14 protein-coding genes are annotated in these 17,403 nt (G+C 54.8%); 10 read left to right on the plus strand and 4 right to left on the minus strand.

The window, feature by feature from the left end:
- Positions 1-63: 63 nt before the first annotated feature.
- The 6 genes from RJ53_RS06340 to RJ53_RS06370 all read left to right on the plus strand — a co-directional run bounded on the left by RJ53_RS06340 (position 64) and on the right by RJ53_RS06370 (position 8,376).
- A complete protein-coding gene (locus tag RJ53_RS06340; protein ID WP_211530780.1) occupies positions 64-735 on the plus strand; it encodes a S24/S26 family peptidase in 672 nt (223 codons plus the stop codon).
- Between the two features lie 3 nt (positions 736-738).
- Positions 739-1,824: a 5-amino-6-(D-ribitylamino)uracil--L-tyrosine 4-hydroxyphenyl transferase CofH gene (gene cofH, locus RJ53_RS06345; RefSeq protein WP_211530781.1), complete on the plus strand. Its 1,086-nt coding sequence runs from the start codon at positions 739-741 to the stop codon at positions 1,822-1,824.
- 478 nt (positions 1,825-2,302) lie between these two features.
- Positions 2,303-4,462 carry a PAS domain S-box protein gene (locus RJ53_RS06350; RefSeq protein ID WP_211530782.1) on the plus strand — a complete coding sequence of 720 codons (2,160 nt, stop codon included), beginning with the start codon at positions 2,303-2,305 and terminating at the stop codon, positions 4,460-4,462.
- Positions 4,463-4,599: 137 nt separating this feature from the next.
- Positions 4,600-6,114 carry a sensor histidine kinase gene (locus RJ53_RS11860; RefSeq protein ID WP_343221843.1) on the plus strand — a complete coding sequence of 505 codons (1,515 nt, stop codon included), beginning with the start codon at positions 4,600-4,602 and terminating at the stop codon, positions 6,112-6,114.
- Positions 6,111-8,030, plus strand: a complete 1,920-nt coding sequence (locus tag RJ53_RS06365) for a YgiQ family radical SAM protein (RefSeq protein WP_211530785.1) — start codon at positions 6,111-6,113, stop codon at positions 8,028-8,030. The genes RJ53_RS11860 and RJ53_RS06365 overlap by 4 nt, the downstream gene beginning before the upstream one ends.
- Entirely contained in the window at positions 7,948-8,376 is a 429-nt protein-coding gene (locus RJ53_RS06370; protein WP_211530786.1) for a PEGA domain-containing protein, read from the plus strand. Before RJ53_RS06365 ends, RJ53_RS06370 begins: the two co-directional genes overlap by 83 nt.
- On the opposite strand, the gene RJ53_RS06375 is transcribed toward RJ53_RS06370, so the two are convergent.
- Positions 8,373-8,858, minus strand: a complete 486-nt coding sequence (locus RJ53_RS06375) for a chemotaxis protein CheW (protein ID WP_211530787.1) — start codon at positions 8,856-8,858, stop codon at positions 8,373-8,375. The two genes, RJ53_RS06370 and RJ53_RS06375, sit on opposite strands and share 4 nt — an antisense overlap.
- A 153-nt stretch (positions 8,859-9,011) precedes the next feature.
- Here RJ53_RS06375 and RJ53_RS06380 point away from each other — a divergent pair, with 153 nt between their 5' ends.
- Positions 9,012-10,328 carry a PEGA domain-containing protein gene (locus RJ53_RS06380; protein WP_211530788.1) on the plus strand — a complete coding sequence of 439 codons (1,317 nt, stop codon included), beginning with the start codon at positions 9,012-9,014 and terminating at the stop codon, positions 10,326-10,328.
- Positions 10,329-10,385: 57 nt separating this feature from the next.
- Positions 10,386-10,850 (plus strand): CBS domain-containing protein, encoded by a 465-nt coding sequence (locus RJ53_RS06385; RefSeq protein WP_211530789.1) that lies wholly within the window; start codon positions 10,386-10,388, stop codon positions 10,848-10,850.
- Here RJ53_RS06385 and RJ53_RS06390 read toward each other — a convergent pair.
- Entirely contained in the window at positions 10,819-11,976 is a 1,158-nt protein-coding gene (locus RJ53_RS06390; RefSeq protein WP_211530790.1) for a cation:proton antiporter, read from the minus strand. The genes RJ53_RS06385 and RJ53_RS06390 overlap by 32 nt on opposite strands.
- 60 nt (positions 11,977-12,036) lie before the next feature.
- Here RJ53_RS06390 and RJ53_RS06395 point away from each other — a divergent pair, with 60 nt between their 5' ends.
- Positions 12,037-14,076, plus strand: a complete 2,040-nt coding sequence (locus tag RJ53_RS06395; RefSeq protein ID WP_211530791.1) for an acetate--CoA ligase family protein — start codon at positions 12,037-12,039, stop codon at positions 14,074-14,076.
- A gap of 4 nt (positions 14,077-14,080) precedes the next feature.
- Here RJ53_RS06395 and RJ53_RS06400 read toward each other — a convergent pair whose 3' ends face one another.
- On the minus strand, positions 14,081-14,914 hold the full coding sequence (locus tag RJ53_RS06400; protein WP_211530792.1) for a nucleoside 2-deoxyribosyltransferase: 834 nt from the start codon (positions 14,912-14,914) through the stop codon (positions 14,081-14,083).
- Positions 14,915-14,989: 75 nt separating this feature from the next.
- On the opposite strand from RJ53_RS06400, the gene RJ53_RS06405 reads away from it, so the two are divergent.
- Entirely contained in the window at positions 14,990-15,484 is a 495-nt protein-coding gene (locus RJ53_RS06405) for a DUF367 family protein (protein ID WP_211530793.1), read from the plus strand.
- Here RJ53_RS06405 and RJ53_RS06410 read toward each other — a convergent pair whose 3' ends face one another.
- Complete coding sequence (locus tag RJ53_RS06410) at positions 15,485-17,395, minus strand: Nramp family divalent metal transporter (RefSeq protein ID WP_211530794.1); 1,911 nt, start codon at positions 17,393-17,395, stop codon at positions 15,485-15,487.
- Positions 17,396-17,403 lie beyond the last annotated feature (8 nt).

Here is a 17,403-nt window from a genome sequence, read left to right on the forward strand (position 1 = left end):
GACAAGCCCCATCAGATCATAAGAGGAAACCATCAAGAGTGAGCCTGTACATATAATTTGACAATGACGAGATCGACGAAGAAGGATCCGAGAGATGAAACTGACACATCCCTGATAGAGAGATTCAGGAGCAGTGACCATCCGGCTGTATCGCTTGGCCGTGATCTCGTCTGGGTTGCCCTTGTCGTGGGGGGAATCGCCCTTCTCCTCTTCCTCGTCTTTGGAACATGGCCTGCCGTTGTAACGATCGAGTCAGGGAGCATGCTCCCGGAGATGCAGATAGGGGATCTCGTCTTCGTTGCCGCGCCGGATCGCTTCGGATCCCTTGTGACGGCGGAAGAGGGTGCAGGAATCGGGCATACCTCGTTTGGACATCCGGGAGATGTCATCATATTCCGGCCAAACGGCAATGAGCAGGTCCACCCGATCATCCATCGTGCAATCATATGGATCGATAGCGATACCGCAGCATCTGAACTTGGCCTCGAGAATACTGATGGAGGTATCATTACAAAAGGTGATAACAACCCGGTCATCGACCAGGTGACGATTCACCCGGGCCTTGGGAGGATCGAGCCGGTCAGGGATGAATGGATCATCGGAAAGGCGGTCTTTCGGATCCCTCTCATCGGGTACCTTCCACTCAACATCTGGAAATTTGCAGCCGTCGTCGTCGCCATTATTATCATCCAGGAACTGATCGCATCAAGGAGACGAAGGAGTGAGGAGAGATAAACGATGATACAGACAAAGCAAATACTCGACGACTGCCTGGGGGGCCACCGGCTTACCCCTGAAGAGGGCCTCCATCTGCTCAACGTCAAAGGACGGGAGATATTTGATGTCTCTGCAGCTGCAGATGAGCTTCGCCTGAGAAAGATCGGGGATCGGGTCACCTATGTCAGAAACCAGAATATCCATATAACGAATATCTGTAAAAATCTCTGCGGATTCTGCGCCTTCGGGAAGAGAAAAGGGGACCCCGATGCCTTCTTCGATGATCCCGCAAGGATCCGGCAGAAGGTTCAGCTCGCCCTTACCCGGGAGATCACCGAGATCTGCCTCCTCTCGGGCGTTCACCCCGATTATACCATCGACAGCTATGAAGATATCATCCGGACCGTCCATGAGACCGCTCCCGGCATCGATATCCATACCGCAAGCCCCGATGAGGTTCATTACATCGCACGAAAGAGCGGGGTTTCAACAGGTGAAGTGCTTGAGCGGCTGAGGGATGCAGGGCTTGGAACCCTCCAGGGAACCGCTGCTGAGATCCTCGTCGATAGTGTCCGGAAGGTGATCTGCCCGGCGAAGGTGGATACAGCCACTTGGATTCGGATCATCAAAGAGGCGCATGACATGGGGATCATGAGCACATCAACGATCATGTATGGATCCGCAGAGAACCCACGGGATCGGATCACCCACCTTGATATTCTGCGAACCATCCAGGACGAGACCGGAGGGTTCACCGAACTTGTCCCCCTCTCCTATCTCCACCAGAACACGGCACTCTATGAGAAGGGGCTTGCTCCGGCAGGAGCAACCGGCCGGGAAGACCTCCTGATGATCGCCGTATCCCGCCTCTTCCTGGATAACTTCGATCATATTCAGGTTCCATGGGGGAAGTTTGGGATCAAGCTCACCCAGATCGCACTCCTTGCCGGGGGGGATGACCTTGGAGGAACGATGTTCTCCGATGATGTCTCCGTTGAGGCAGGCGGGAGCGAGGCAGGATACCTTGATCCAAAGGTGATGAGCCGGATCTCAGAAGATATCGGCCGAAAGCTTGTCCAGAGGACGACAAAGTACAAACTACTCTGAGAAGAATCCCTTATCCTTTTTCCCCCTTTTCGCCTCTTCAGAGGAGCGACGAAATGAATCTTTTCTGCACACTCGAGAATAAAAAAAAGGAAGAGAGAGAGAGAGAGAGGTGATTGATACATGCCCGCACGGCACAGGAAATATTGACTGGTGGGAAGGTGGCGTGCCCCCGGTCTGATCGAAAGTGGTGACCCGAAGTGATCAGAGAACAATTGTGTGTGATCGCTTGAGAGGTGTGTAGCCGGGTCTATGGGTGAATTGTGTGCCTTGAATTCATGTGGGTGATCAAGACCGGGGGCAGGACGCACGCCTTCATCTGCTGGATGGGCGATATCCGAATCGGACCGATCCGGATTGTCCATTACGATCATCGATATTTGAGAATATAAAGATTTCTCTCAATGCCATGCATTGATGCTCATTGTGACGCCGTGCAATGTCGAAATGGTTTTATCGAAATCCAACGATATCCTGAGTAATGCCATCGTACCCTGCTGAGGTCACCCGTATCACCGAACTGCTGAGAGGTAATCCGCGCGGGATGTCTGTCGGTGAGATCGCTGATGCCATCTCGATTAACCGAAACACCGCGGCCCGGTACCTGGATATGCTCCTCATCGGGGGGCAGGTGGAGATGCGGACATTCGGCAAGGCAAAGGTCTTCTTCCTCTCCCAGAGGGTACCGATTGGAGCGATGCTCAACATAGCCTCGGATCTCGTCATGGTCCTCGATCAGCATGCCTCCCTCATCCTGGCAAATGATCAGATCCTCGCATTCTGCGGTGCAATACGCGAGGAGGTCATCGGAAAGAGCCTTGATGAGACACCGCTCATCATCTTCTCCCATCCGGCACTGAAGAACTATATCAGAGAGAGTAACGGGAGATCCGGATCAGATGAGGTGATCCGCCTGATGAAAGGAGGAAATGAACACCTCTTCCGGCAGAAGGTCTTTCCAACCGTCTTTGATGACGGCACACCCGGCATCACCGTCATCCTTGAGGATATCACCGAACAGAAGAAGGCAGAGGAGGCGCTCCGGCAGAGCGAAGAGCTCTTCCGGACACTTGTATCTGATATCAGCGATGTGATCTGGTCAACGGATGAGACCGGTACCATCACCTATATCAGCCCGCGATCAGAGGCGGTCTGCGGGATTGTTCCTGAAGAGATGAACGGGAGGAAGTTCACCGACTTTATGGATCCCCTCGAGGCACGGGAGTTTCGAAGAAGGCTCCAACCATCCATCAGTGCCGGACAGCCCTGGCCGCTGATCGAATGCAGCTTCCGACGGCCGGACGGGGCCGCGATCATCATTGAACTCTCAGGAGCACCGATCACCTTATCAGATGCAGAGGGCAACCCCGTCTTCCTCGGATACAGGGGTGCCTTCAGAAACGTCACTGAAAGAAACCGGGCCCTCAAGCATGTGAAACAATGGAAGACCTTTCTCAACTCCATTGTAGAGAACATCCCCGATATCGTCACCGTCGAGGAGCTGGAGAATCACACCCTCGTCTTCTTCAACCGTGCAGCTGAGGAGTTCATCGGAGTCCCGAGGGAGTTTCTCACCGGGCAGAAGGCTGAGAAGATCTTCCCGGATCTCCTCGCCGGATCATGGCAGGAGACGACGGCGACCGTCATGGCATCAGGAGAGACCCTTGAACTGGTCGTGGAGATCAGAGACGACGGAAATGGATCCAGAACCCTCAGTACAAAGAAGATTCCGATCTTCTCTTCATGCGGAGATATGCGCTACATTCTCAGCATCAGCAGGGATATCACCGAAGAGCGGCAGGAAGCCGAACGTATTCTTATTGAGCGGGACCTTGCCCTCCGCTTTGAGGGGGCGGCCTCATTCAGGGAGGCGGCCGTACCCTGTCTTGATGCGTTTCTCGCAGTCTCCGGCATGAAGGCTGGAAGAGTCTTCCGGCGCAACGGAAGCGATGAGATACGATCACTTGGATGTGCCGGGGAGGATCTCCTCCCGGAGACCCTCCCCCCAGATGCAGATGAGTATCTTTATGGAGAAATCCGGCATCTTGAGAGGCCATCCCCGGAGATCTTTGGATCCGGCATAGAATCGCTTCTGATCATTCCTATCGTGCGCGAGGAGGCGATCTCCCTCTCCGTTATTCTTGGATCAGATCATGAGAGGGTGATGCGACCGGAAATCAATTCCAGGATACTCTCCCTTCAGGCACTGACAAAGACCGGGTTTTCACGCCTCATTGCAGAAGAAAGGCTGAAAGAAGAACGCGATTGTGCTAACAGTTATCTCCAGCTGGCCGGTGTCCTGATCGCCGTCATCAGCCGGGACGGAACCGTACGGATGATCAACAAAAAGGGATCGGCAATCCTTGGGTACACAGAAGATGAACTCATCGGTGCCGACTGGTTTGAAACCGTCGTCCCTGAGAATATCCGGGATCAGCTGCGGGAGAGGTTCAACCACCTCGTCGAATCCGGCGTTGAGCCGCGATCACGTGAGAGGAACCCCATCATCGATCGAAAAGGGGAGATTCGCGAGATCTGGTGGCATAATACAGTTATCAGGGATGAATCCGGGACCATTACCGCTGTCGTATCGGCAGGGGAAGAAGAACGTTCAGAACCTTTTTCTTTGAACAGAGGCTAAAAGAGATCATCAGCGAAACCTTCCCTGGAAACGAACAATATTATCATGCGGCCAGTAACGATCCCGGCAAGCCCGGAGAGGCGCCGATAGATGCGGCAGCACTTTATCGTGAGATCTTTCTATCAGCACCGGAGATCATCCTTCTCCTTGATCGGGATCGGATCGCCGAAGCCAACACTGCTGCTGGCGAGTTCTTCGGGGTACCACCTGACCAGCTCATAGGAAGAACACCTGCCGAACTCTCCCCGGAATATCAGCCTGACGGGATAAGAGCTGAAGACAAGATGCATCATCTTCTTGGAGAGGCCGGGAAGGGGCCGATAAAAGCCTTCTGGGTTCATCGTGCTGCAGGCGGAATCGAGCGGGAGACGAGTGTCACCCTCACGCCAATCCGGGTTGGTAAGAGGAGCCGGATCGTTGCCACCGTCAGGGATGTGACCCCGCTCCTTGATGCCGGGCGGAGGATTGAATCCCAGAACCGCCTCCTGACGATGACAAACACCGTTATCACTGCAATCCACCGTGAAGAGAAGCTCGAGGATGCCCTGACGATCATTGCTGATGAGCTCAATAGCATATTCGGGCTCTCGATCATTTCGATATATCTCACAGACCATGATGCGGGTGAAGCAGCTCTCATGGTCATACGTGCTCCGCAAGACTGCCTTGATGAACTTTCGGAATATGAACGGTTACCTCTCGATAAAGAGCCATATGCTGCCGTCTACCAGAGAGGAGAGGCGATCTTCTGTGATATTCTGAATCTCAAATGCCCCGAGGTCACCGGATTTGCAGAGTATGCCACGAGAATCGCACCCACCAGAGCAATCATCATCCCCCTCATAGCAGACGGGACGATCCATGGATCGATCAACATCTACAAAATTGGAGAGGAGATCGTTGATCCGGATGAACAGTCTCATCTTATCGGTATCGGAAGGGAGATAGGAGGCGCTATCCAGGCGCAAAGAATCAAGGAGGAGGTGAGGGATGCTCATGATATGGCTAACCTCTTCCTTGACATCCTCATCCATGATGTCAATAACGCCCATATGGCAATCGAGGCGGGACTCGACCTTATGATGGATGCCGAGGGCGAGGAGAGGTGCCAGCATGCAGGGATCATCCGATCAGCACTGAAGTCAGCCGCAGAGATCCATCAGAATGTTATGATGATCCGGCGGATCAGGGAGAGAGGCGGCGAGAGCTTCAGGCCGGTCGCCCTTGATCCAATCATCAAAGGAGCTGTACCACCGCGTACTAACTTCAGGTTGACGGAGTCCGGCGTATCCGTCATTGCAGATGACCTCATCTCAGGGATATTTACGAACCTCTTCTCAAATGCGAAGAAGCACGGAGGACCAGATGTCATGATCGAGGTTACCACTGAGATGAGAGGTGACAGGGTCATCATCACCGTGGCAGACGATGGTCCGGGCATCCCGGATCAGGATAAGAGGCGCCTCTTTGAGCGGTACACCAGACTATCCACTGTATCGCGTGGACTTGGAATAGGGCTCTTCCTCTGCAGGACCCTTGCATCCCGGTATGGGGGAGGTATCCGGGTAGATAACAGGATTCCAGGGCATCCGGAGAAGGGATCGGCATTTATCCTCACCCTGAGGTCCTCAGAGATGCGTGATCAGTTATGAACCCGATACCGGAGCCAGCGTTCCTTCCGATGACACCCAGAGAGAAGGAGAAGCTCGGGATCGAGAGATTTGACATCATCATCGTCTCCGGGGATGCCTACGTCGATCATCCCTCCTTTGCCGCCGCGATCCTTGGCAGGAACCTCTGGGGTGCCGGATATACCGTCGGGATCATCGCCCAGCCGGACTGGCGATCAGATCATGATCTCACACAACTTGGCATCCCCCGCTTCTTCTTCGCCATATCTGCCGGGAATGTCGACTCGATGGTCAATGCATTCAGCCCGAACAAGAAGCGGCGAAGAGAGGATGCCTATTCTCCCGGCGGCATTCCCCGACGGCCCGATAGGGCAACGATCGTCTATGCAAACCTGCTCCGATCCATCGCTCCCGGCACCGGTATCGTGATTGGAGGGATTGAGGCGAGTCTCCGGCGGTTCGCACACTATGACTACTGGTCAGACAGCGTGCGCCAGTCGATCCTGGCAGACGCCCCCGCCGATCTCCTCGTCTATGGAATGGGAGAGGAGACCCTGATCGCCATCGCGGACCGGATGGCGGCAGGAGAAGCGATTCGATCCATCCGGGATCTCAGGGGAACCTGCTGGACGATGCCGGTTGCAGAGTTCAGAACGACCGATACCACCGGAATGGTTCTCCTCCCCGGTTATCCCGGGGTTCGGGATGACCCCGCTGCCTATGCACGGGCCTATGCCGCATACGCAGAAGAGCAGGATCCCGTCCGTGGCAGGACCATCGCCCAGCCACATCCAAAGACGGTCATCATCCAGAACCCGCCCCGCCTTCCCCCGACGACTGCCACGATCGATGCAATCTATGACCACCCCTTCACCCGATCTGCCCATCCCTCCTATAAAGAACCAATACCTGCACTTGAAACGGTCCGATTCTCGGTTATCAGCCATCGGGGATGTTTTGGAAACTGCTCGTTCTGCGCACTCGCTCATCACCAGGGGAGGATCGTCACCTCCAGGAGCGAAGACATGATAGCAGCCGAGATTGAGGATATCACCCGGATGCGATCCTTCAAAGGGACGATTCAGGATGTCGGGGGGCCGTCGGCAAATATGTACGGCCTCTCCTGCCCGAAATGGCTGAAGAGAGGGACCTGCCCGGATCGGGATTGCGGACCGGACTGCCCGTCACTGACCATCGATCATACGCCCCTTGTCCGTCTCCTGAAACGGCTGCGGGAGATACCGGGGGTAAAACATCTCTTCTGCGGATCAGGAGTCCGGTTCGATCTCGCCATCGCTGACCGATCAGAGTACATCGAAGAACTGGTCCGCCACCATGTCTCCGGCCAGTTAAAGGTCGCACCCGAACATATCACCCCTCATGTGACACGACTGATGAACAAGCCGGACAAGGACTCATTCGAAGAATTTCGTAAGAGATTTGCTGAAATCCAACCCAAAGGCAAGGGGAAGCAGTACCTGATTCCCTACTGGATCTCATCACACCCGGGATGTACTATTCCGGATATGATCGAGCTGGCCAAATATATCAGGCAGACCGGACTTGCCCCACAACAGGTTCAGGACTTTACGCCGACCCCGATGACGCGATCGACCGCGATGTACCACACAGGGATCGATCCGATGACCGGGGAGGAGGTTCATGTCCCGAAAGGACGTGAACGGCAGATCCAGCGTGCTCTTCTCAGATATATGGATCCCGCCAATTATCCACTCGTCCGTGAAGGACTCATCTCTGCCGGGAGGAGGGATCTCATCGGGGAAGGGAAAGAGTGTCTCGTCCCGCCGGAGAGGAGGGAAAGAGCATTATCCGGAAAAGGCTATACCTCATCACATGTACAGAACAGCAGTCGCAGTACTCCTCATCGCCGTTCTCCTGCTCCCAAACGCAGCGGCCATGGAAGCGGTGATCGGTGAGACGGGTCGCCTTACTCTCACTGAGGAACGGGGCTCGCTTCAGGTGACCGTCTCGCCATATGGTGCACAGGTGGAGATCGACTCTGAATACCAGGGAGAGACACCACTTGGCATATCGCTGCCTCCGGGAGGCTATCATCTGGTGGTCACCCATGACGGATACGAACCCCTGATCATGGATATTACCATCTATGATGGCCGGACGACATCTCTGGTGACAAATCTCACCCCGGTCCTGATGCCTGAACCTCCGGAGACGACAGTTCCACCGGCGACTGAAGCGGCAGGATGGTGGACTGCACTTGCGGGAGCCGGGCTTCTTATCGGGTACAGGCTGAGACGTTAGGTTCGGGCAGCATCGGCAAAGAAATTCTCAAGGAGGCGTTTCATATCAAGCCAGAGGATGAGGCTGGTCAGCTCATCCTCCTCCCCTCCCCCTTCCCGTCTGATCTTGATGATGCCCCGGAGATAGTCCGTCACCTCATCGCCGTATCCTTCCCGGGAGAGATCGATATCAGACTCCGGAACATGCATCACCGAATGAACATCATCAACGATCATCCCGACATTGGATCCTTGTGATGTCTCCGGGACGAGGACGATGATCTTCCGATCCCCATCCATCTTTTCAGGAACGGAGAGAAGTTCATTTAAGGAGAGGATCGTCGTTATCTCACCCCGGAGGTTCATAATTCCTTTAATATAGGGCGGTGTCCGGGGGATCTCTGTGATCGGCTTCATCTCGACGATCTCGCGGACGAGATGGATATCAAGTGCATAATGTTCCCCGCCAAGTTCAAAATCAACAATCTCGATATATCCATCCATACAAAATCACCATCCGCACCCTCTGCCGGGATAATAACTGATCAGAAGGTCTATGAGAAATTGTACACCCCCCAATCATATAAATTGATCCTGAGCAGAAAGATGCGATAGCTATATATTTTCCTTTTATCATCTGTTATACTGGGAAATTCCATGCAGAAAGAACTCTCTCTTATCATCATTGCAATGGCAGTACTGCTCATTGCATCGGCAACCCCGGCCGCCGCCCAGCTCGGTGGCGATGTCGGGATCATCTCGGTCACATCTGATCCGAGCGGGGCCAATGTGAACTACGATGGCCAGTATGAAGGAAGCACCCCTGTTGATATCAAAATCTATACAACAGGGACTCCGGGCGGACAGATCGTCGTCTCGATGTCCGGATACAAGACATACTCCACTCCGGCACCATCAGTCGGTGCAGGAGAGACAGCCTATGTCCATGCAGTCCTCCAGCCGATAGCACCAACGCCGACACCCTCACCAGAGGGATACTTCTCCATCGACTCTCAGCCACGCGGAGCTACTGTAAGGATTGATGGCCATTATGTCGGAACAACACCCATTACCCGGAGCGTCACATCAGGGACCACCCACCGGGTTCAGATAGAGCTTGCCGGGTATGAATCCTGGGCAGGGACATATACTGCATACTCCGGGCAGACGAGCCCCATCTATGCAGCCCTGACACCAAACCCCCCATCCACCGGATTCCTCGCAGTCACCTCCAATCCATCAGGGGCTGATGTCTATGTTGATGGGAGCTACCGGGGATATGCGCCGATGACGGTTGGAAACCTCAACGTCGGATCGCATACCATTGAACTTCGCCTGGCAGGATACAGTGCCTACAGGTCGAACATACAGATTTACGCAGGACAGACAACAAACGTAAATGCCCAGCTCTCAAGGACGACCCCGACAACAGGTTCGATTGGTGTACAGTCATTCCCCTCAGGAGCATCCATCTACCTTGACGGAAATTTCCAGGGGACAACCTTTGCAAACGACTACTTTGATATCATCGATATCCCGGTCGGTACACATTCGATCACCCTGAGAAAGCCGGGATACAACGACTACACAACAAGTGCCACCGTGACCGGCGGGACCCTGAAGTACGTAACGGCAACCCTGACACCGGCCTCATCCCCGGCGACGACCGGCAAAGTGAGCTTCAATTCCGCACCAGGCGGTGCCGAGGTCTATCTTGACAACCTCTTCCGCGGATATGCACCGGTCATCGTCCCTGATATTGAACCCGGGACTCATTCGGTGACAGTAAAGATGCAGGGGTATACTGACTGGACGAGCACCGTTGCAGTGACTGCCGGTGAGACCGCACAGGTCGTTGCGACACTCAACCCACAGGCGGCACCGACACCCGAGCCGGCTGCAGCACTTCCGATCACCGCCATCGGGGCAGTTGCTCTCCTTGGCATGATCTTCGTCGTTGCACGGCGGAGATAAAAACCTACAGAACCTTTTTTTCTGATACGGTACCATCAGAGAATCTGAGGTACCTGTATGTCACCATCCGATGAACCCGAGGGAAACCCGGCTCCAGTCAGCTCGATTATGACCCGTGTTATCCGGACCATCACCCCGGAGACGCCCGTCCGTGACCTCATCATCCTTGGATCTGAGGAAGGATGCGGCGATCTTCCGGTAACAACTCCTGAGGGAATCTTTCTTGGCGTCGTCACCCCGCTTGATCTGATCGGATCAATCCTCCCTTCGATCGGTGTACGGAGCGGGGGATCGCACCGGTGCATCACCTGCCATCTGAAGAAAGAGGGGGCAACAGCACGTGAGATCATGAGCAGAGGCCATATCACCATTCATCAGGACGATTCGGTCATCAACGCGATGAAACAGATGGAGCGAAACCGTCATGGAGATCTCATCGTCACCGACGACGCAGGCAGGGTGACGGGAAGGATCGAGATATGCCACATCATCAGGCATCTCCGGCTTGTCGGTGAGCTTTGAACCCCCATCGTAAGAAAACAGGCGAGATGAGGACAGTTATAACCACCATCATCGTTACTGTGGCATAGAGGCTGTCTGTAATAAACCCTCCTGCAAGAGCAACCGTCGCGACGACGAGGGCCATCTCACCGCGTGGCGTGATACCAATACCAACTAGCAGTGCACTGAGGGAATCAGGGAGGAACCGGCGTGAGCCGAGATATCCCCCGAGGATCTTACTGATGAATGCCACCACAATAAGCGGAAGGAGGAGCGGATCGATGAATGTACTGACAGAGATAAGAAGCGAGAGGCCGATGGAGGCAAAGAATATGGTGATGAGGAAGCCCCCCGCCAGATCCGAGAGGCTTCCCTCAATTGTACGGTCGGGCCGTATCCGGTCGCTGAGTGCCAGACCGACGAAGAATGCCCCGATGGCAAGATGAAGCCCGAGAAGAGATGTCAGGGCCGCCCCTCCAAGTGCCAGACAGATGACTGCTGAGAATGCAGTCTCATGGGATGCCCCCCGCCTGATACGTCCATAGAAAGATCCAAGGAGAGACGGGGCCACAGTGACCATCAGAATGATGAAGATGATGCCTGCGGCCGCCACCCCAAGTACCGTGACGATACCGTCTCCAAATGCGATCGCCATCAGAAATGCCAGCAGCAGGATACCGATGATATCATCGATGACTGCGGTTGTTATGATGATGCTTCCAACCGGAGTACTCAGGGCATGTTCATCGACGAGGGTCCGAATTGATATCCCGATGGAGGTGATCGAGAGGACGACACCGAGAAAGATCGCAGTGAGGGAATCCATTCCAAAGAAGAGACCAAGGGCGGAACCGAGGAGGAGAGGGATCATGATGCCCCCAACAGCAGTCGCCGATCCCGCCATCTCGGCAGATGCGAGGTTTTTGAGATCAGTCTGCACCCCGGAGAGGAAGAGAAGAAGGATCAGACCGAGATCGGCAAGTGCTTCAATGACAACACCAGGTTCGATGAGCCCAAGGATTGACGGACCAAGGATAAGACCCGCTCCTATCTCGCCGACAAGTCCGGGGTATCCGATACGCTCGGCCAGCTCTCCTGCTGCCTTCGCTACTGCAAGGAGAAGGAGTATCTCAAGAACGGGTATCATCGTCCCTCTGCTATTATCAGGATAGAATAAAAAGTACTGCCGCCATATCTCCGTTCAGATATGGCTGAGAAGGTTGTTTCCGGACGTGAGGCATACTCCATCCTTGCAGAATATGGAATACGGGTGCCGGAAGAGGAGCTTGCCGGAGATGAAGATGAAGCGGCAGCGATTGGCGGCAGGATCGGGTATCCGGTCGTTCTGAAGATCGAGTCCCCGGATATCGTGCATAAGAGTGATGTTGCCGGTGTTATCGTTGGGATAGAGGGTGAGGAACAGCTCCGGGAAGGATACCGGGATCTCCTTATGAGGGTAAAGAGGCTGCGGCCAGATGCCCGGATCACCGGGGTTCGGATCGAGGAGGAGGTGCCTGCGGGCCTTGAGATACTCATCGGGGGATCAACGGATCCCACCTTTGGAAAGACGATAACCGTTGGTATGGGCGGCAAACTCGTAGAACTCCTCCGGGATACCGCGATCCGGGTCCTCCCCATCGATGAGGAGGAGATCCGATCAATGATACGGGAGATACGGGGGTACCGCCTCATCGAAGGATTCCGGGATGAACCACCCCGGGATGAAGAGGCTCTCATTTCTGTGATCAACGCAGCCGGACGCCTCTTCCTTGACCATCCCGAGTATACCGAATTTGACATCAATCCTCTCATTCTCCATGAGAAAGGGGCTGTTGCCGTGGATATCAGGTTTATCACAGGAGACGTTTTAAATGAGGATATTCCGGAGATCCGGCCTCTTTCGGACTGCATTCTGAAGGCAGGTTCGATCGCAGTCATCGGTGCATCTCCAAACCAGACGAAGATCGGCTATACCATCACCCGGAACCTCCTCCCGTTTCCCGGTGAGCTCTATCCGGTTAACCCAAAGCATGACCGAATCCTCGGGAGAAGGGCATACCCGGCGATCACCGATATTCCCGGGGCTGTCGATATGGCGGTGATTGCAGTTCCCGCCAGAATTGTTCCGGGGATCATCAAAGAGTGCGGAGAGAAAGGGGTGAAGGTTGCCGTTGTCATCTCCTATGGATTTAAAGAGGCAGGGGCTGAAGGAGAACGGCTTGAAGAGGAGATGCTTGCCATCGCCCGGTCATATGATCTTCGAATCGTCGGGCCAAACAGCCTTGGTATCATGGTGCCGCCTGCTGAGATCAACACAACCTTCGGGAATAATTCTCCGCGGCCGGGACCTTTTGGATTCATATCACAGAGCGGGGCATTGATCACCACCATCGTTGACTGGGCCGCTGCAGAGGAGATCGGGTTCTCTGCGGTGATCAGTGTCGGCAACCAGTCTGATATCGGATTCGTCGAGTATATCGATCTCCTCTCCCGGGATGATGGAACCGGGGCCATTGTCCTCTATATCGAGGAGATCCGGGATGGAAAAAGGTTTCTGGAGTCGGTTCGCCAGGTTGCCGGGATGAAGCCGGTGATCGCCATCAAGGCAGGGAGTTCCCGGATCGGCCAGGCTGCCGCGGCATCGCATACCGGATCACTTACCGGGGATTACCAGACATACAGGGCAGCATTCCGGCAGGCAGGCGTCGTTCCCGCAGAGTCGATCCGATCAGCATTTCAGATCGGCGGGATCATCGCCGACCAGGGATACCCGAAGGGGAGGCGGGGAGTGGTCATAACAAGCGCTGGAGGATTTGCAGTCCTCTCATCTGATTATGCCGATGCCGCCGGAGTTGAACTGATCGATCTCCCGGCAGAGGCACACCAGCGAATGGACGAGGTCCTCCCTCCCGGATGGAGCGGACGAAACCCCGTCGATATGATCGGTGACGCGACGGCGGGGAGGTTCGCCGCCGTCCTCGATATCCTCCTTGAGAATCAGGATTTCTGGGATATCGCAATCATTATCTCCGCACCAACGGCGATTGCCGATCCCAGACAGATCGCCCTTGAGATCGTCCGGTTCTCAGATCATACGGATAATATGGTTCTTGCCGCCTTTCCGGGAGGAGACTCGGTCCGGCCTGCCATCCCGGTCCTGAGACGGGGGAGCGTTCCGGTCTTTTCAGAGGTCTGGGATCTCTTCCAATCCCTTGGAGAGCTCCCGGGGAGAGGAGAACGCTCCTGAAGACTCAATGATGCAGGGGAGAGAGAAGAGCCGCCGGAAGATCCTCTCTTCTCGTCACCACAGTCGATGACTGTTCGAGCATCAGGTTGACATGCTCATGATGACCTGCACTCCGGAAGTCGGTCCGGAGAGCAACAACCGGGATCCCAAGGGCATGGGCATACCCCATCTCCCATGCGGTCCCTGAGTCCGCATCCGCACCATCGACGATACCAACCACCCAGTCGGTACTCCTGAGCGCCTCGGCATGAGATGCAAAGATCTCCTGCATCGTCTGATGATGCCGGGATGCCGAGTCATCACCCGCCTCCTGGGGGAGATAGACCTCAAAGCAGTGGGTGGCAAGGATATCACGGATGAACTCATTGTACCTCCGTTCCGCTTCCGAAAAGAGTGGGGCGGCGAGATAGACCCTGTACCGGGCGAAGTCATAGACATCTGTTGACGGGATATCGGGGAATCGTGAGAGGAACGCTCCCCGATGGTCTATCTTCCCTTCAGGGCTGTACCATGTGGTATTCACCCCGCATGCAGGTGAGGAGTCAACCCCGACGATGCAGAGCGGCTCACCCTTTTCAAGAATGATCTGCCGAACCTCAGATTCGAGCCGGTCGAGGAGGGAAGAGAATTCAGGCGTATCGAGCCGTTCGGTGTATGTCCCGGGGGGACGGTTCCTCCCAAGGTACAGCGTCTCAGCACAGGGAAGTGGAACGATCTCAAGCCCGAATACCGAACATCGCCTGAGGCATCGTTCATATGCCCTGAGATCCTCTTCCCGTGTAATCCCCTCTGCCCGGAGGGAGGGATCCAGAATACAGGGGGCGATCATGACGTACATAGATTATATCTGTCCTGATCCCAGATGGATTGATCGCGGCTCTTGATGAGAGATGAGAACAGATACTGATCCAGCATGATTCCCCTGATCGCATATCGTGACAACACCTGCGCCCCACGGAAGTGTACAGTGAAACGGCTGGAGCGCTTTGGGATGATCCGGATCGTCCCCTCGTTTAAGCAGGTGCCGAGAGGAACCCTCCTCCTCGACCCGACCGCCGGAGTTGTCATCTCACCTGCTGACCGGAGGTGGGTCCGGTCGATAACAGCCCTCGACTGTTCCTGGGAGGTGCTTGAGCGGGAGGAGATGGCACGGTTCCGGGGCCGGAGAGCGCTCCCGTTCCTGGTTGCGGCAAACCCGGTTAATTTCGGGAAGCCTTTTGTCCTCTCCTCGGTGGAGGCACTCGCAGCAGCACTCATTATTCTTGGAGAGAAGGGGCAGGCAGAAGAGATCCTCGCAAAAGTCCCGTTTGGGATCAGGTTCCTTGAGGTGAATGCCGAACCCCTTGCCGACTATGCAGCAGCAGGTGATAGTGCCGGGGTGCTTGCAGCCCAGGCAGAGTATCTCTGATTATTCTTCCTTATCAGGATCATAGTCGGGATCAATATCCTGGCGTACCCATGTCACGAGATCCTTCATATCACAGATCTTCCTGTACTGATCCTCGACCATGAGATAGATGATCAGCCCGGCAACCATGACAAGCGACATTGCCGGGAAGGTATGCCGTATCACATCAAGGACCTCGGAGGTGGGGTGGCCGAGGGTGAGAAGAGGGAGGATGACAAGGATGTGGAGGGCTTCGACACCGACACCGAGGATGGCGAGCCGAAGCGGTGTGAACGTCTTCCAGTACCTTCTGGCAATACCCCCGATGATCCCTGCCGCGACCGTTGCAACCGCACAGGGGAGCGCAGTCCAGCCACCAAGCGAATACCGGTAGCCCCCACCAATCAGACCGGCTGCCGCTCCGGCAAGGGGACCGCCGATCAGACCGGCAAGAACCGGGCCAAGGTCCCTGAAGTTCAGAATGACATCATCTATCTGGAAGCCCCGTAAAGTCCCGTAAATCGAGAGTACTCCAAAGATCAGGACCAGCCAGAGAAGATCGGTTCTCGTCGCAACACCTTTTCGGTATGCCTCGGCGAGATCAGAACGGACAAAAAAGTACAGGACGAGTAAGACGATTGCAAGCCTCTCCATGAGAGGAAGACCAAAATCAAGCAGGCTCTTCTCCTGGAGGAGGGCTATGAGAAGATAGAGGCCGGATCCGGCAGCCATTACGGCAAGCCAGAGCCGTGATCCCTGGTACTTTTTTGGAAGGCGGTTATCGATATAGATGAGAGCAAACCCGATGACCGCAAAGAGGATCGATGCAAAGATTGAGACGTTTTTTATCAGGTATTCAGGTTTTGAGATGAAGAACGCAGCGAAGATCATGGCAGAGAAGCCAAGGAGGATCAGGCGGTACATCCTCTTCGGGGGTATCCTGACTCCCCCCGCTTCCCGCAGAATTCCGCAGACAGCACGGGCCCTGCCGTCAATTCCCGATATAACCGCACCTGCAAGAAGGATGAATGAGGAGAAGATGATGACGGGGGCGGCATAGGGGATCGTCATGAGGATATGACCGGAGACCGCAACGGCAGAGTTAGCCATCTCAAGGTGAGGTGCCCCCTGGTAAGAAGCACCAATCGAGAGGAATACAAAGCTCATAAAAGCGATGAATCCAAAGCCGATGAGGAGATCATCCCGGACGATCCGCATCTTCTTCGGAAGATCATCGGTACAGGGCTTCCCACCGGTCTTTTCATGAAGCCAGACAGAGTAAAGGAGGATATTGAGGCCGGCGCCGACGGCACCGAGAAGTGCCATCTTCCAGAGGAGGTTGTTCTCATCGATATACGGGATAAAACCCTCTGCAACCTCAGTGAAGGGGATATGGAGTGCAGTCAGGCTGAAGATGAATCCGATGAAGAGGAGCAGGACCATCCCAAGGATCAGATGTTCGAACCGCTCATATGACCCTTTCCAGAGGATGACGATGATGGCAGCCAGGGTGAGGGTTGCGATTATCTGGATAGGGATATCAAAGGGAATGAGATAGTAGAGAAAATGTGCCCCGATGATAAGAAAACCTCCGTACGCAACCATCTCAAGGACATAGATGATCGTGATGAAGGTAACCTCCCAGTTCCGGGGACCTGGAATAGACCGGAGGCCGGAGAAGATCGTCTTTCCTGTTGCAAGGGTATACCGGGCAATACCATATGCAAAGGCATATTTATAGATGAGCGCGACAGCACATATCCAGAGGAGCGAGTATCCCGTCGCCTTCCCTGCCCCGAAGATCTCAACGATCCCCGATTCTCCCGAGACCTCTATTGCAAGGATAAGGACAGGACCCAGGAAAAAGAGGCGCTCCGCAATTCGTCTCCGTAGCGTTGATCCGGTTGTTTCAGGAGCAGATATCTTCCGCACTCCAGATT

This window comes from Methanocalculus chunghsingensis (assembly GCF_018132105.1).
Taxonomy (GTDB): domain Archaea; phylum Halobacteriota; class Methanomicrobia; order Methanomicrobiales; family Methanocorpusculaceae; genus Methanocalculus; species Methanocalculus chunghsingensis.

Coding starts and splice junctions, on each gene's coding strand:
- RJ53_RS06365 (WP_211530785.1), top strand. CDS start 6,111: ATGAACCCGATACCGGAGCCAGCGTTCCTTCCGATGACACCCAGAGAG.
- RJ53_RS06405 (WP_211530793.1), top strand. CDS start 14,990: ATGATTCCCCTGATCGCATATCGTGACAACACCTGCGCCCCACGGAAG.
- RJ53_RS06400 (WP_211530792.1), bottom strand. CDS start 14,914: ATGTACGTCATGATCGCCCCCTGTATTCTGGATCCCTCCCTCCGGGCA.
- RJ53_RS06370 (WP_211530786.1), top strand. CDS start 7,948: ATGTACAGAACAGCAGTCGCAGTACTCCTCATCGCCGTTCTCCTGCTC.
- RJ53_RS06380 (WP_211530788.1), top strand. CDS start 9,012: ATGCAGAAAGAACTCTCTCTTATCATCATTGCAATGGCAGTACTGCTC.
- RJ53_RS06375 (WP_211530787.1), bottom strand. CDS start 8,858: ATGGATGGATATATCGAGATTGTTGATTTTGAACTTGGCGGGGAACAT.
- RJ53_RS06395 (WP_211530791.1), top strand. CDS start 12,037: ATGGCTGAGAAGGTTGTTTCCGGACGTGAGGCATACTCCATCCTTGCA.
- RJ53_RS06350 (WP_211530782.1), top strand. CDS start 2,303: ATGCCATCGTACCCTGCTGAGGTCACCCGTATCACCGAACTGCTGAGA.
- cofH (WP_211530781.1), top strand. CDS start 739: ATGATACAGACAAAGCAAATACTCGACGACTGCCTGGGGGGCCACCGG.
- RJ53_RS06390 (WP_211530790.1), bottom strand. CDS start 11,976: ATGATACCCGTTCTTGAGATACTCCTTCTCCTTGCAGTAGCGAAGGCA.
- RJ53_RS06340 (WP_211530780.1), top strand. CDS start 64: ATGACGAGATCGACGAAGAAGGATCCGAGAGATGAAACTGACACATCC.
- RJ53_RS06385 (WP_211530789.1), top strand. CDS start 10,386: ATGTCACCATCCGATGAACCCGAGGGAAACCCGGCTCCAGTCAGCTCG.